The 14,085-nt window shown below is 64.0% G+C and carries 14 protein-coding genes; 4 read left to right on the top strand and 10 right to left on the bottom strand.

What is annotated here, in order from left to right; all coding sequences use genetic code 11:
• The first annotated feature begins 94 nt into the window (after positions 1-94).
• Positions 95-2,008, top strand: a complete 1,914-nt coding sequence (locus OXR00_RS01785) for a rhamnogalacturonan lyase (protein ID WP_267387112.1) — start codon at positions 95-97, stop codon at positions 2,006-2,008.
• A gap of 275 nt (positions 2,009-2,283) precedes the next feature.
• Complete coding sequence (locus tag OXR00_RS01780) at positions 2,284-2,466, top strand: CsbD family protein (protein WP_242146207.1); 183 nt, start codon at positions 2,284-2,286, stop codon at positions 2,464-2,466.
• 494 nt (positions 2,467-2,960) lie between these two features.
• On the opposite strand, the gene OXR00_RS01775 is transcribed toward OXR00_RS01780, so the two are convergent.
• Positions 2,961-4,841, bottom strand: a complete 1,881-nt coding sequence (locus OXR00_RS01775; protein WP_267386322.1) for a YhjD/YihY/BrkB family envelope integrity protein — start codon at positions 4,839-4,841, stop codon at positions 2,961-2,963.
• Between the two features lie 97 nt (positions 4,842-4,938).
• Complete coding sequence (locus OXR00_RS01770) at positions 4,939-6,225, bottom strand: glycoside hydrolase family 130 protein (protein ID WP_267386321.1); 1,287 nt, start codon at positions 6,223-6,225, stop codon at positions 4,939-4,941.
• Here OXR00_RS01770 and OXR00_RS01765 point away from each other — a divergent pair.
• Together OXR00_RS01765 and OXR00_RS01760 are read left to right on the top strand one after the other, a co-directional pair.
• Entirely contained in the window at positions 6,203-6,586 is a 384-nt protein-coding gene (locus OXR00_RS01765; RefSeq protein WP_267386320.1) for a DUF2945 domain-containing protein, read from the top strand. The two genes, OXR00_RS01770 and OXR00_RS01765, sit on opposite strands and share 23 nt — an antisense overlap.
• 68 nt (positions 6,587-6,654) lie before the next feature.
• Positions 6,655-7,122: a DUF3429 domain-containing protein gene (locus tag OXR00_RS01760; RefSeq protein WP_267386318.1), complete on the top strand. Its 468-nt coding sequence runs from the start codon at positions 6,655-6,657 to the stop codon at positions 7,120-7,122.
• A gap of 42 nt (positions 7,123-7,164) precedes the next feature.
• Here OXR00_RS01760 and OXR00_RS01755 read toward each other — a convergent pair whose 3' ends face one another.
• From OXR00_RS01755 to OXR00_RS01720, 8 genes are all read right to left on the bottom strand, one after another.
• Positions 7,165-7,365, bottom strand: a complete 201-nt coding sequence (locus OXR00_RS01755; protein WP_267386316.1) for a hypothetical protein — start codon at positions 7,363-7,365, stop codon at positions 7,165-7,167.
• Between the two features lie 111 nt (positions 7,366-7,476).
• Complete coding sequence (locus tag OXR00_RS01750; protein WP_267386313.1) at positions 7,477-8,052, bottom strand: alpha-ketoglutarate-dependent dioxygenase AlkB; 576 nt, start codon at positions 8,050-8,052, stop codon at positions 7,477-7,479.
• Between the two features lie 47 nt (positions 8,053-8,099).
• A complete protein-coding gene (locus tag OXR00_RS01745; protein ID WP_276592890.1) occupies positions 8,100-9,797 on the bottom strand; it encodes a cation acetate symporter in 1,698 nt (565 codons plus the stop codon).
• A 5-nt stretch (positions 9,798-9,802) separates the two neighbouring features.
• Positions 9,803-10,129, bottom strand: a complete 327-nt coding sequence (locus tag OXR00_RS01740; RefSeq protein WP_267386310.1) for a DUF485 domain-containing protein — start codon at positions 10,127-10,129, stop codon at positions 9,803-9,805.
• A gap of 72 nt (positions 10,130-10,201) precedes the next feature.
• Complete coding sequence (locus OXR00_RS01735; protein WP_267386309.1) at positions 10,202-11,569, bottom strand: HAMP domain-containing sensor histidine kinase; 1,368 nt, start codon at positions 11,567-11,569, stop codon at positions 10,202-10,204.
• A complete protein-coding gene (locus tag OXR00_RS01730) occupies positions 11,566-12,231 on the bottom strand; it encodes a response regulator transcription factor (protein ID WP_267386308.1) in 666 nt (221 codons plus the stop codon). Before OXR00_RS01730 ends, OXR00_RS01735 begins: the two co-directional genes overlap by 4 nt.
• A gap of 131 nt (positions 12,232-12,362) precedes the next feature.
• Positions 12,363-12,785 (bottom strand): hypothetical protein, encoded by a 423-nt coding sequence (locus OXR00_RS01725; protein ID WP_267386307.1) that lies wholly within the window; start codon positions 12,783-12,785, stop codon positions 12,363-12,365.
• A 78-nt stretch (positions 12,786-12,863) separates the two neighbouring features.
• On the bottom strand, positions 12,864-13,997 hold the full coding sequence (locus OXR00_RS01720; RefSeq protein WP_267386306.1) for a PHB depolymerase family esterase: 1,134 nt from the start codon (positions 13,995-13,997) through the stop codon (positions 12,864-12,866).
• Positions 13,998-14,085 lie beyond the last annotated feature (88 nt).

Here is a 14,085-nt window from a genome sequence, read left to right as displayed (position 1 = left end):
ACATCGCACACCTTCAATACCATTGACAATATGCAAAACTTTAAAACATTATGTGGGACGACAAAGAAGAAGATCAGGTGCGGGAGAGGTCATGATGCGCGACGCTTTTACCAAGTCTGTGGCGGTACTGCTCGCCTGCGCCGCAACCACGCCGTTGTTCGCAGGTCCGGTACGTCAAATCGAGCAGCTCGACCGTGGTGCAGTGGTGTCACCGGCCAAGGGCGGCGGTGCGATCGTCAGTTGGCGGCTCCTTGCGACCGATCCCCGCAACGCACGCTTCGAAGTCTTACGCGACGGCAAGCGGATCGCGACGACCACTGCGACCGGCGCGACCAACATCGTCGACCAGCACGGGACCCCGCGCCAAGGTTATGCAGTTCGAATGATCGGCGGACGTGAACCGCCCTCGCCCGCGCTCGCCTTGCCGGACGGTTTCTGGCGTATCCCGCTCGACGTGCCGCCGGGCGGCACCACCCCGGACGGCGTCGCCTATACCTACACCGCCAACGACGCGAGCGTGGGCGATCTCGACGGAGATGGTCGGTATGAGATCGTGCTCAAATGGGATCCGACCAACAGCCACGATAATAGTCAGGGGGGGTATACCGGCCCGGTGCTGATCGACGCCTACACGCTGGAGGGCAAGCGGCTGTGGCGGATCAACCTCGGGCCGAACATCCGGGCAGGCGCGCACTATACGCAGTTCCTCGTCTACGATTTCGACGGTGACGGCCGCGCCGAGATCGCGATGAAAACGGCCGATGCCACCATCGACGGGACCGGCCAACCGATCGGTGATGCCCATGCCGACTGGCGCGAGAAAGATGGCGAGGTGCCGCAGGCCGACCGCACAGGTGCCGCCTATACCGCTGACGGCAAACGGGTCGCCAAACTGGCTGGGCGCATTCTGAAAGGCCCGGAATATCTCACCGTGTTCGACGGCCGCACCGGCCGCGCGCTCGCCAGCAAGCCCTATGATCCACCGCGCTACCCCGGCGGCAACCCGACTTTCGAACAGCTACGCGACACCTGGGGTGACGGCTATGGCAACCGCGTCGATCGCTTCCTCGCAGGTGTCGCTTACCTCGACGGAGCGCGGCCGAGCATGGTGTTCGGGCGCGGCTATTACGGGCGGACCACTGTCGCGTCATGGGATTACCGCGACGGCAAACTCACCGAGCGTTGGCTGTTCGATTCCAACGCTCCGGGCAACGAGAAGTACGAAGGCCGTGGCAATCACCAGTTGAGCATTGCCGATGTCGATGGCGATGGCCGCGACGAGGTGATCTACGGTTCGATGGCGATCGACGATGATGGCAAGGGGCTGTGGACAGACCCGCTGTTCCACGGCGACGCGATGCACGTCGGCGATCTCGACCCGGCCCGCCCCGGCCTCGAGAAGTTTGGCGTGCATGAGGAAATGGACCGCAACGGTGGCATCGGCTCGGCGTTGCTGGATGCGCGCACCGGCGAGATCCTGTGGCAGAAGCCAGCCCAGCACGACACCGGTCGCGGTCTCGCCGCGGACATAGACCCACGCCACGTCGGTGCGGAGTTCTGGGGTTCCAATTCGCGTGACTTGTTTGACGTACATGGTCAGGCGATCGGCCCCGCACCACGCCAGACCAACTTCGCGATCTGGTGGGACGGCGATCGCCTGCGCGAGTTGCTCGACGGGACCACCATCTACAAATGGGATTGGCAAGCGGGTCGCACGGTGCCGCTGCTGGAAACGACCGGTACGGCGTCGAACAACGGCACGAAAGCCAATCCGGCGCTGCAGGCGGATCTGTTCGGCGATTGGCGCGAGGAGGTCGTGCTGCGTTCTACCGATAGTCGCGAATTGCGGATTTATGAAACGCCCTTCCCGACAACACACCGTTACGTCACGTTGATGCAGGATCCCGTATACCGTCTCGGGGTCGCGTGGCAGAATACCGCGTATAACCAACCGCCGCATACCAGTTTCTACCTCGGTGAGCCGACCGCAACCGAGCATCCGCAATGATGCGATTGCGCAGCAGTCGATCGGCGCGAAGCTCGCTGGAGCAACGGATACGCTGATCCGCCACGACTGCCACCCACGTGCTGCCGCTTGCAGCGGGCGGGTTCCCCCTGCGCGGGGCTGCGGCTCGGCTTCGGTGATGGTGTTGGGCTCATCCGTCCGACCGGGTAAGCGGCATCCGTGATCGTTTCGGAACCGAAAACCCGGCCAAGCGGTTGTATCTGCGTGCGAGAGAGCCGGGGCGGTATTCGTTTTCGGGATCGCAAGAGGAATTTCTCATGGGTGAATTCACCGACAAGCTGGACGCAGCCGGCAACAAGATCGCGGGCAAGGTCAAGGAAGTAATTGGTTCGGCAACCGGCAACGAGCAGCTCGAAGCCGAAGGCGATGCGCAGCAGGTCAAGGGCACCGCGCAGGACGTCAAAGGCAGCGTCAAGGGCGCACTCGGCGACAAGATGTAAATACGCCTGCCGGGTCGGAGCGATGGCAACATCGGTCCGACCCGCTTGATGACTCGGCCAGTCGGCAAGCCGATTGGCGAAGGTTCGCCTGGGCCTTCATATGGCGCGAACGCTTAAGCAAGCATCGCTACAAAGGTGTTTCCGCTTTCGCCCGCTATATCAATCACGAGCAACGTTTGCCCAGCGCACGCGATCTGCCGAAGAAAGTTTTCTGATATTCAGCGGCTGACACCGGGCCTTCTCTTGCCCGGAGTTTTATCGCTCCCTGTGAACCCGCCATGCACTAAGCCTGCTGCTGCACTCTACCGTGAGCGAACCGCGTCACTACTCTGCCCAGACGCAATGTCGCACGGTGACACAGCGTGCCGCAGCCTTGTTGCAACCGAGCATGTCATCTGCCGAGGTTCACGCCGCGCTCCTTCCCCAATAGCTGATCTACCGCGTTTCTTGCGGATCTTAAACGCCGCTGAAGCAGCGGCACTGACAATCTTCCATCACCGCCCGCTCAGTGGCGATTGCTCATAATGCGCCAGCAAATCCGCCGCATCGTCATACAGCGCGATGGCGCCAGCCTTACGCAACACTGCATCGTCGAACCCGCCGGAACGTAAGCCTACCGTGCGTATGCCGCATCGGGCCGCTGCCTCGACATCGTAGGGCGTGTCACCAACCACGATGACCTCGTGGGGTGAAAGCGGCTTCACCTTCGCAAGCGCGGATTCGAAGATATCGCCAGCGGGTTTGGAGGTTTCGACATCATCGATACTGGTCGTGTCGTCGACAGCGTTACCGACGCGCAGCAAGCCGACGTAGTGTTTCACCTCCTTGGCGTCCGCCGATGAGGCGAGAACCACCCGCTGGCCGCAAGCGTGAACATGCTGGAGCAGCGCTGTAGCGCCCTCGAACGGGCGCACCGCGTTGAGATAGAGCGTCTTGAAGATTGCACCATGGCGGTCGCTCAACGTTTCTCGCATATCGTCGGATATACCCGGAAGAAGCGTCGGTACGAGCAGATCGCCGCCCTTGCCGATCTGCCCCCTGATCGCGTCCCGCTCCACCGCAAGACCTTGCTCGCGAAACGCCTGATTCCAGGCATCGACATGATAGTCGTTGCTGTCGACCAAGGTGCCATCCACGTCAAAGAAGATGGCCTTGACCTTCCGGTCTGCGGCGCGGTCCCGCGCCAGCCACATCGCAGCCGCTGTCCCGCCGAGCAGAGCGGCACCTTGCACACCGCGACCGCGGCGCATCAGCGACAGGCCGAGCGTCGCCGCCGCCGAGGGTGCCCAGCCGATGCGTGGCAGTCCCGCCACGGCGCCAACGCGTGTCGCAATCCTGCTGGTGACGAAATCGGAAAGGGCGGATGGCGCTGGATCGGGTCGCCGGGCACTGGCGGCAGGCGCGGCAGGCGATTTAGAGTTGTGCCCAGACTTCGCATCCAGGGCGACATGATCGGCCACCCAGGCGCCACGCTCCCCCAATGGTGCATCGGCGTTAGTCGTGTCTTTTGCAGTCTGGTGCTCCAGTTCGGCGTTCAGTTCGGCACCGAACAGTAGGATGTAGCTGGACAGGTACAACCACGTCAGCGTCACCACTACCGCGCCAAGCGAACCATAGGTCGCGTTGTAATTACCGAAATTGGCCACGTAGACGCCGAAGCCGAACGTCAACAGCAGCCACATCAGCGCCGCGAACAGCGATCCGGGCGTCAGCCATGCCCATCGCGCGTGGGTCCGCGCCGGACCATAACGGTACAGCGTGGCCGCCGCGGCCGCACCTGCGGCGGTGAACAACAGATAGGTCACGACCTTCCCGGCGGCGACGACCGCTTCCGGCGCATCTGGCAACAGGCTCTCGAGATGACCGAGCGCCGCCACCGCGACCAGAGCGATCATCGCGACTACGACGCCGGCTGCCGTGATCAGCAGCGACAGCGCGTTCACCCGCAGGAAGCTGCGCGTCTCATGCTCTTCGTATGCGATATTGAGCGCGGTCACGACGGCGCCCGCGCCGTTGCGCGCGCCGAACAAAGCCAGCGCAAGCGCAAGCAGCAGACCGAACCCCTTCTTGTCGTCTGAAGTCTTGACGACGTTCATCAACTGCTCGCCGATCAGATGCGCGACATCTTTTGGCATGATCGCAGCTAGCTGGGTCATGTCATGAATGACGGTCTTCGGGCTCGCTGCGATGCCATACACGAGCACCACAGCGCCGAGCAGCGGCACCAGCGCCAGAAACCCGTAGAACGCCACCCCGGCGGCGATCAGACCGATGTTGTCGTCCGTCGTTTCCGCATACGCACGCTTCAACACCGCGATCCACGCCGCACGCGGCATCTGCCACGGCGTCGCGGCGTTGCGTCCCTGTTCGTCCAAAACAATGCCCCGTTACTTGTCGTGCCGCCAAGGGCCGCACCGCTTCTGTCGCATTTTCTAACCGTCGAGCAACGGGGTCGTTCCGCCGCAGCCTCGGTCAGCGCAGCTCCGCGATCAGATCGTCGAGTGCGACGTCTGCGAACGCCGCGAAATTATCCGCCACGCCGTAAGGCAGAAGCAACCGGCGATTGTGAACGATCCCGCCACAACTATAGACGACGTTGGGAACGTAACCGTCGCGCTCCTTGGGGCTGGGGTGGACGAGCGGGAGCGCCATTCGGCCAAGTACCTTGCGCGGATCGTCCCGGTCGAGCAGCGCGGCACCGATACAATAGTTCCGTACCGATCCCACGCCGTGGGTCAGCACCAGCCAGCCTTCATCGATCTCGATTGGCGATCCGCAGTTGCCGATCTGCACGAACTCCCAGAAGTACTTCGGCATCAGGATGCGTTCACCGCCCTCCCAGTGGGTCAGGCTGTCCGAGCGCAATAGCCACAGGTTCTCATTATCCTGCCGCCCGAGCATCGCGAATTGACCGTCGATCCGGCGTGGGAACAGCGCCATGCCCTTTCGAGAGGCAGCCTCGCCAGTCATTTTGCGCATCGTCAGGCTGCGAAAATCGAACGCCTCGACCAGTTCACAGCGGGCATCCATGCCGCTGAATGCGGTGTACGTGCCCAGATGCCGCACGGTACCGTCGTCCTCGACAAACTGGACCAGTCGCATATCCTCGATGCCACGCTGCTGCGCCTCGGTAACCGGAAACAGGATCGTCTCCGACGGGTTCTGGCTGCCTTCGCACAGGATGCGGACCGCACCATCGCCTTCGTCGGCTTCGATCCGTGGCGCGACGGCGAATTCGCTCGGTGGATCGACGCGGAAACCGCCCTTCGGATCCCAACTGCCAACGCGGAACGTAACAGACGAGAGATGCCCCTCCCCGATCCCGCGTAACGCCATGACGAAGCGCACGCCCCCTTCGGGTGCGTCGGACTGATCTTCCAACCGGATCATGCTGGGATTGAACAGCGCCGCCGCTTCGAAAGCATATTCCTCAAGGAAATACGCACCGATCAACCGCGCCTGGTCAGGCTCGACATCGACGCAACCCGCCGCCACCTTCACGTCTTCGTACCGCCGCAGGATAGCGGCATCGACGTCGCGGTGGCGCTGCACGAGGCCGTCCATCACGCGCGCCAGTTCGCTTTTCACCATGTCCGCATCGAGACTGAGTATGCGTGCGACGATGCGCTGCGGGCGACTGTGCTGCTGCTTGTCAAAGCCAGTGGGATCGCTGACATCAAACGGTCGCAGCACCGTACGCGCCGGATCAGGGCGCAGGATCAGGTCCGAGTGGTTCATGATGTCGGTGCCGTGCTTCATTGCGATCTCCCTGGCAGAACCGCCCCAACGCGCGACGCCAAAAAATGACACTACCGAAATGACGTTCGTTCATCTTTCCCCGGCGGATGCAGCGGGTGGGAACCGAAGCGGCAGTTGCCGGGTCTTAGCCAGGACTGACCGGGAGATAGACCAGATGGCAATTCACCTGAAAAAAGGCGACAAGGTTTCGTGGAAGAGCCACGGCGGCACCGCGCATGGCAAAGTCGTGAAGCAGCAGATCAGCGAAACCCATATCAAAGGCCACAAGGTCGCTGCGACCAAGGACGATCCACAATATATCGTCGAAACCGAGGACGGTAAGCAGGCCGCTCACAAGCCGGATGCGCTGAAGCGCGACTAAGCGCGCCGTCCTGCACAGCAACGGACATCAGCTACCGCAGCGAACGGCTGCTTCACAGGTAATTGGCGATGCACGCGAACAAATCAGCCATACCACTCGACAGCATCATCTTCGGCTATGGTCCGATGGTTCCGCTCGTCGCCGCAGCACTTGGCGCGTGGACCCTGCCGCAGCCGTGGCCCACGCATGCGACTGGGCTGGCGATCATATGGGGGGGACTAATCCTGACGTTCGTCGCCGGGGTTCGACGCGGCTACGGCTTCGGCAATGCCGAGGCGTCCAAACTGCGCGAGATCACTATCATGATCGTCTATTTCGTACCGGCTGGGCTGGCGCTGGTATGCGGAGCGATCGGATCCTGGCTGGTGGCGCTGGCGCTGCTGTCCATCGGCTTTGCGCTGGTGATCGTGCTGGATCATGACGGTGCCGCCAAACACGACGTGCCCAAGCATTTCGCGCGCTTGCGGCCACCACAGATGGCGATTGCGGTGGCCGCGCTGCTGGCGCTGATCGGGCGGATGCTGGTCCACCTGTAAGGTGTCGTGCCGCCCGCCCGCAGGCCGGCGGCACGGCCGTAATCAGCTTCGGACGCCACGCAGGGAATTCAGCACGGCGATCGCCGCGACGCCCAGGAAGGCGGCAGCCGTGACCGGGCGCGCCTTTGCAAAGCTCTTCGCCTTTTCGGTCAGCGGTGCGTCGCCCGAAAAATGCTCGCGAAACGCATCGGAGAGACTGGTCTTGCCGTTGGAGGGTGTGGCGTCGGTCTTCGTATCGGCCATGTTAAATGTCCTTATGTTCGGGGTGGTGCGGAAGGCGTAACGCGCGGGACGCACACCAGTGCCAGCGAAGACACGAGATTCGCTATGCGAGCGGTGAGCGCGCCAAGGCAATTATGCGCCACGGGGTGGAGCCCGATCCGCGAAGCTACGCATCGTGATCGAATACCGTCGCTCCCTCATCGGCAGGATGCTGTGCTCCCACGCATGCCGTACCTCCCCTGATAGTCGGTAGGCTCCGCGCGGTGCGAGCGGCACGGTCACCCTGCGCCAGCCGCGATCGGTTCGTTTGCGAAAGCGCATGTCCGCCGGTGCGCCGAGCGAGATGCCAACGACATGCTCGTAAATCGGTCGATCGCGGTGCCAGCCAATCCCGGCACCGGGATCGTAACGGGTCAGCAGCACCTGCACGAGGTCTGCCGGTGTGAGACCGGCAAAGGCGGCCGCAGCCGCACGCACCTCCATCAGCCAGTCGGGGATCGGATCTGCCGTGCTGATTGCCCCGGTCTGAAAATCGTACTTCCAGCCGAAGCTGTGCGTCAGTCGCTTCCCTTGCCATTGCTGAAATTGGAAAGGCGTCAGATCAAGCGCGTCGATCCGGCCGAGCAGCGTTCTCTCCTCTGGGGCACTCAGCAAGGCCGGTTCGGCGGCGAACCCCGGGATAGGCGGCGTATCGAACAGGTCTAACATGGTTCGTGCCCTACACCTCGAGGGCATTCAGCCCACGCGAACTGCCGTCAGTGCACGGCAGCCGTGTGGACCCCAAGCCCGGTTTCGGAACGCAAGCGCTGCTCGGCATAGCCCGCCTTGTCGATAGCGGCGCGCGGTGAGCGGTCCATCAGCGAAATCAGCCAGATCGCGATGAACCCGGCCGGCACCGAGAACAAAGCGGGGGAACTGTACGGGAAGATCGCATGGCCGAACCCGAACACCGCCACCCAGATCACCGGCGACAGCACGGTTAACCCGAACGCGGTCACCAGTCCGATCGCGCCACCCCACGCTGCGCCCCTGGTCGTGCAACCGGACCACAACAGGGACATGACCAGTACCGGAAAGTTGCCCGATGCGGCGAGCGCGAACGCGAGGCTGACCATGAAGGCGACGTTCTGCTTCTGAAAGACGATGCCAAGGATAATCGCCGCGATGCCGAGCAGGACGGTGGTGACCCGCGACACCCGCAGTTCCTTCACCGGATCGGCCGTCCCCTTGCGGATGACGCTGGCGTAGATGTCGTGCGAGATGGCCGAGGCGGCCGACAGCGTAAGCCCCGCCACCACCGCCAGGATCGTCGCGAACGCCACGGCAGAGATGAAGCCGAGAAACAGATTGCCGCCGATCGCATGGGCCAGATGCATCACCGCCATGTTGCCGCCACCGATCAGCGCGCCACTGGCATCGACATAGGCGGGGTTGAAGGAGATCATCACGATCGCGCCGAAGCCGAGTATGAACGTCAGCGCGTAGAAATAACCGATCCACACCGTTGCCCACAGGATCGATTTGCGCGCCTCGCGGGCATCGGGAACCGTAAAGAAGCGCATCAGGATATGCGGGAGGCCCGCCGTCCCAAGCATCAGCGCGAAGCCGAACGACAGTGCGGAAATCGGATCCTTGATGAACCCGCCCGGGCCCATGATCGCGCGGCCCTTCACCGCCGCGTCCGTCGGCGACAGGCCACTTTCCGCTGCCAGCTTCGTTTTCACAGCGACGGCCTGCGCGAACAGCGTTTCGAACGAGAACCCCACATGCGCCATGACGCCCAGCACGAGGAACGTCGCGCCACACAGCAACATCACCGCCTTGATGATCTGCACCCACGATGTCGCGCGCATGCCGCCAAACAGCACGTATACCATCATCAGCCCGCCGACGACGACGATGGCGTAAAGGTAGGGAAGTCCGAACAGCAACTGGATGAGTTGCCCGGCGCCGACCATCTGCGCGATGAGGTAGAAGGCGACGACAAATAGCGTACTCACGGCCGAGAACGTCCTGACCGGCCCCTGCATGAACCTGTACGACGCAACGTCGGCGAAGGTGAAGCGGCCGAGATTGCGCAGCTTTTCCGCAACAAGAAACAGCACGATCGGCCAGCCGACGAGGAAGCCGATCGCGTAGATCAGCCCATCATAGCCATCGTTGAAGATCTGCGACGTGATACCGAGGAACGACGCGGCCGAGCAATAATCGCCCGCCATCGCCAATCCGTTCTGAAAGCCGGTAATGCCGCCGCCGGTGTAGAAGTCGGACACGGTGCGCGTCCGCCGCGCCGCGACACCGGTGATCCACAACGTGATGCCGACGAAGCCCGCGAACATCAGAATCGCGGTCCAGTTGGTCGGCTGGCGTTGAACCGCACCGCCTATCGCCGCTCCCGCGACGCTCGACCAGCCGAGCAGCGCTATCGCCGTCGCCGTCGCGCGCAATGCCAGCCGCCTCACGACCGCACATCCGCAAGCACTTCTGCCAGCCGCGCATCATAGCTGCCGTTGGCGCGCCAGACGTAGATCGCGCAGATCGCGACGGTACCGATCAGCATCGCCACACCCGCCACTACCGCTATACTGGTCGTGCCACCGGCCATCGGCTGCGCCATCAACGGCTTGTCGAACGCGATGAACGAGATGAAGCTGCTGTAGACGACCACCGTGATCGCGGTAAGCACCCAGGAAAACCGTTGCCGATCCCGCACCAGCGCGATGTAGCGGGGATCGGCGGCAATCCGCGCTACGCGCTCGCGGTCGTGTTCTGGGGGCATCGACATACCCTCTCATCGCCGAGCATTCCGCCAATGGCAATGCCTGCGGTCAGGCCGCCTCTGTTTCGGACTTCAGCGCTACCCGGCCAACTCCGTCGGGACTGCCGGCAGTGTCAGGGTCGCGCACAAACCACCGGATCGCGCTGTGGAAAGCGCCAGCCGCCCCCCGTTCAACTCCGCAAGTTCCTCGGCGATCGGCAAGCCAAAGCCGTGCCCATCGCCACGTTCGTCCAGCCGCCGCCCACGCGAGAGCGCGTCGGCAAGCGCCTGCTCTGCAATTCCGGGACCATCGTCCTCGATCCGAACCTCGACGCTGGCGCCGATGCGCGTAGCATTGATCGTAATCGCCGTAGCAGTGTGTCGCCACGCATTGTCGAGGAGGTTGCCGAGCATTTCGCTCAGATCCTGCGCATCGGCCACCACCACCAGCGTCGACGCAACGTCAATCGAGAGCACAACCGGTTTGTCGGCGTGGACCCGTCGCAGCACGGCGACGAGATCGTCGATCGTCAGTCTCAACGCAGTACGCACGCGTCTGGCACCGCCAGGAGCCGCCGCCCTTGCCCGGCCAAGGTGGTGGCGGATGCGGCGGTCGATATCCGCCACCATCGCACCAAGGCTTCCGTCCGGGTCCCGTCCGCTTTCCGCCAGCTTGAGGCTCAGCGCGGCAAGCGGTGTCTTCAGGCCATGCGCCAGATTGGCGACATGGCGTCGCGCGTGTTCCAGCCCGGCCTCGTTCTGGTCGATCAACGCGTTGAGTTCCGCCGCCAGCGGGGCAAGCTCATCCGGCTGGTCAGCGGGCAACCGCCCCGCCCGCCCGGCGCGCACGTCGGCAAGCGAAGCGCGCAGCGTACGCAGCGGCCTCAACCCGAAACGCAGTTGCAGGACGGTCGCGACCACCAGCCCGACACCCAGCAGAGCCAACGAGCCGAGCAGCGGCACCAGCGCATCGCGAAGCGGCGCAAGCGCAAGGTGTCGTGGTCCGCTCACCGTCACGACCGCCGGTCCTGCAGTGGTGGCGATCGTGCTCTGGCGCACATGCACCCGCTCTCCGGAACGCGCGACGCCTTCGCCGGGGTGCACGCCGGAACGCTCGCCACCACGAGGGAGGAGCGCACGGTCAGGTCCAGCGATCGGCACATCACCTTCGATCGGATCGCCGCCGGTCCAGCGTCCGCGTGCACTCTCGACACGCCAACCCCACCCTGCGCCCGGCGTATCGAAGACCGGCAGGTCGACCACACGAGCACGGTCCAGCGTACCATCGCCGCGCACCGCCCTGACCAGCATCGTCACCTCGGCATCGAGTTGTTGATCGAGGCCCTGAATCACGAAACGCTCCAGCACATGCCCGATGCTGAACGCAGCGAACACCAGCGCCGCCAGTGTCGTCAACGTGGCGATACCAAGCAGCCGCCCGGCGAGCGAGCGCGGCACCAGTCTCATGCGCCGGTCGCCGTCACGCGGTAGCCGCGCCCGCGCACCGTTTCGATCATCGTCGGCCCGATCTTTTTGCGCAACCGTCCGATGATGACTTCGATCGAATTGGAGTCCACATCCGCATCGCCCTCGTACACACGCTCGATCAGATCGGCGCGGTCGACGACCACTTCCTTGCGCAGCATCAGCGCAGACAGAACGCGCCATTCGAACGCGGTGAGCTTGAGCGGGAGCCCCTCCAACTCGAACGTGCCGAGTTGGGCGTCGAAAACGAGCTTGCCGCAGGTCAGGATCGCGCCAGCGTGACCAGCAGCACGCCGGACGAGCGCACGCAATCGCAACACCACCTCCTCAACGCGAAACGGCTTGGTGAGATAATCATCGGCGCCGGCCTTGAACGCGGCGACCTTCTCCGACCAGCCATCGCGCGCGGTCAGGACTAGAACCGGCATGTCGCGCCGTTCCGCGCGCCATTCGCGTAGCACCGTCACGCCATCCTTGATCGGAAGGCCGAGGTCCAGCACCACCGCGTCGTACAGTTCGGTCGCGCCGAGATGGCCGCCGTCGAGGCCGTTGCCAGCGTGGTCAACCGCGAAGTTCTCGGCACGAAGCGCCCGTGCGATCCCATCGGCCAATACATTATCGTCTTCGACGAGCAGAATGCGCAAGCGACTGTTCCTCCCCCTCAACCCCTATGGCTGCAAACTAAACGCAATCTGAACGGCGTGGTTCAGCGGTGCGCGGGTGCCGAGTCGTAAAAGGGCTCCACCAACCAAGAAGGACCCAGCAAATGACTGATCTACTCGAATCGCACGATCACCCGCAGCATGGCGCTCGCAAGAAACGCCAGAGCAAGTTTGCCGTGATCGGCGCCGCACTTCTCGTGCTCGGCGGTGCGGCCGGTGCAGCGGTGGTGTCGGAAACCCGACCCGCCGTAACGATGGCGCCGACGACGCCGGTGGCGATCCGTTCGCTCACCTCCGGCAACATCGTCACCATTCGCGGCCAAGTCGCCGAAATCTACGGCAACAAGTTCATCGTGGCGGATGCAAGCGGGCGCGCGCTGGTCGATGCCGGCCCGGAAGGGGACGATCGCGCGCTGGTTACGGCCGGTGAGCCGGTGATGGTGCAGGGTCGCTTCGAACGCGGACTGGTTCACGCCGCGTTCCTGGTCGGCCCGGACAAGAAGGTGCTCGCGCTCGGGCCACTCGATCATCCCCATGGGCCGCCGCGCGGTCCGCATGGTCCCGATGGTCCCGACGGCCCGCCGCCGCCTCGGATCCGGCACATGCGCTACCCGTTAACGCATCAGCCCTGCGGCCCGAAGCGCATCCTCGATCACCTTGCCGATCCCGGCTGCGCCACGCGCCGCATCAGGCTCGACCTTTCGCCCCTGCGGCCGGCGCGGCTCCGCGCGCATCGGCAGCGTGGCGGCATCGCGCGTTTCGGGGCGGGGCTGCGGCACAACGGATTCCCCCGCGGGTGCAATGCCCCAGAATTGGGCGATCCGCAGCGTAGACGAGATGCCAACGTCGAGCATAAACGGTGCGGCCGCACCATAAGCACCTGCGCCCTTGGTCTTGAGCGGCGTACCGTGCCCCATGCCGGGAATGATATACTCCTCGACAAGCACTTGCCCGTCCGCGCCGCACCACACCCGATGCGGCATCTGATCGACCTGATCGGCCCGCGTAGGCTCGGCTGGCAAGCCATGCACGCCGCGCCACTGGGCTACGATCGCATCGGCGTTGGCCGCGCTGACGGTCGCGTCCTGGTCGCCATGCCAGACGGAAAGCTTCGGCCACGGGCCGCGATGCGCGGACGCCTCCGTTACCGCTGCCGACAGCGTGTCCCCGCTCGGCAGGCCATGCCCACGCATGCGATCAAACGCCTGCACCATATCGCGCGCGACGCCATATGGCAGGCCCGCGATGATCGCGCCCCCAGCGAACAGCTCGGGGTAGCACGCCAGCATCGCCGCCGTCATCGCGCCGCCAGCGGACAGGCCGGTGATGTAGATCCGGCGTGGATCGATCGCGTGCTGGCGTATCACCGCCCGGATCATATGGTGGATCGACTCGACCTCCCCGGACCCGCGCCGCGTATCTCCCGCCTCGAACCAGTTGAAGCACGTGTTCGGATTGTTGCCGCGCTGCTGCTCGGGATACAGCACGGCAAAGCCCTGCTCGTCGGCCAATCGCGACCAACCCGATGCCGCATCGTAGCCCGCCGCCGTTTGCGTGCAGCCATGAAGCACGACGACCAACGGCGCTGCGGCGGGCAGATCGTCCGGGAGATGCAAATAGCCGGCAAGTCCACCGGGGTTCGACCCGAACCCCGTCAGCGAGCGCAAGCTGGTCACGGGCTGCCCCGTAACACCGGCGCGGGCCGCAGCGGCGTTGAGCCGTGCGATCGTATCAGAAATGCCGCGCATCATGCAGTCTCCAGCGCCGGCACTGGCCCGGCACGACAACAGACATCGGCATGCTGCACTGCACAATCAACCGCGTCCAGGCCACGCC

It is taken from the genome of Sphingomonas sp. GC_Shp_3 (genome assembly GCF_026540945.1).
Lineage (GTDB): Bacteria > Pseudomonadota > Alphaproteobacteria > Sphingomonadales > Sphingomonadaceae > Sphingomonas.
The sequence above is the reverse complement of the archived record's forward strand: the minus strand, read 5'-3'. Positions and strand labels throughout refer to the sequence as shown.

Coding starts and splice junctions, on each gene's coding strand:
- OXR00_RS01785 (WP_267387112.1), top strand. CDS start 95: ATGCGCGACGCTTTTACCAAGTCTGTGGCGGTACTGCTCGCCTGCGCC.
- OXR00_RS01780 (WP_242146207.1), top strand. CDS start 2,284: ATGGGTGAATTCACCGACAAGCTGGACGCAGCCGGCAACAAGATCGCG.
- OXR00_RS01765 (WP_267386320.1), top strand. CDS start 6,203: ATGATGTCGGTGCCGTGCTTCATTGCGATCTCCCTGGCAGAACCGCCC.
- OXR00_RS01770 (WP_267386321.1), bottom strand. CDS start 6,225: ATGAAGCACGGCACCGACATCATGAACCACTCGGACCTGATCCTGCGC.
- OXR00_RS01760 (WP_267386318.1), top strand. CDS start 6,655: ATGCACGCGAACAAATCAGCCATACCACTCGACAGCATCATCTTCGGC.
- OXR00_RS01755 (WP_267386316.1), bottom strand. CDS start 7,365: ATGGCCGATACGAAGACCGACGCCACACCCTCCAACGGCAAGACCAGT.
- OXR00_RS01750 (WP_267386313.1), bottom strand. CDS start 8,052: ATGTTAGACCTGTTCGATACGCCGCCTATCCCGGGGTTCGCCGCCGAA.
- OXR00_RS01740 (WP_267386310.1), bottom strand. CDS start 10,129: ATGTCGATGCCCCCAGAACACGACCGCGAGCGCGTAGCGCGGATTGCC.
- OXR00_RS01735 (WP_267386309.1), bottom strand. CDS start 11,569: ATGAGACTGGTGCCGCGCTCGCTCGCCGGGCGGCTGCTTGGTATCGCC.
- OXR00_RS01725 (WP_267386307.1), bottom strand. CDS start 12,785: ATGGGGATGATCGAGTGGCCCGAGCGCGAGCACCTTCTTGTCCGGGCC.
- OXR00_RS01720 (WP_267386306.1), bottom strand. CDS start 13,997: ATGCGCGGCATTTCTGATACGATCGCACGGCTCAACGCCGCTGCGGCC.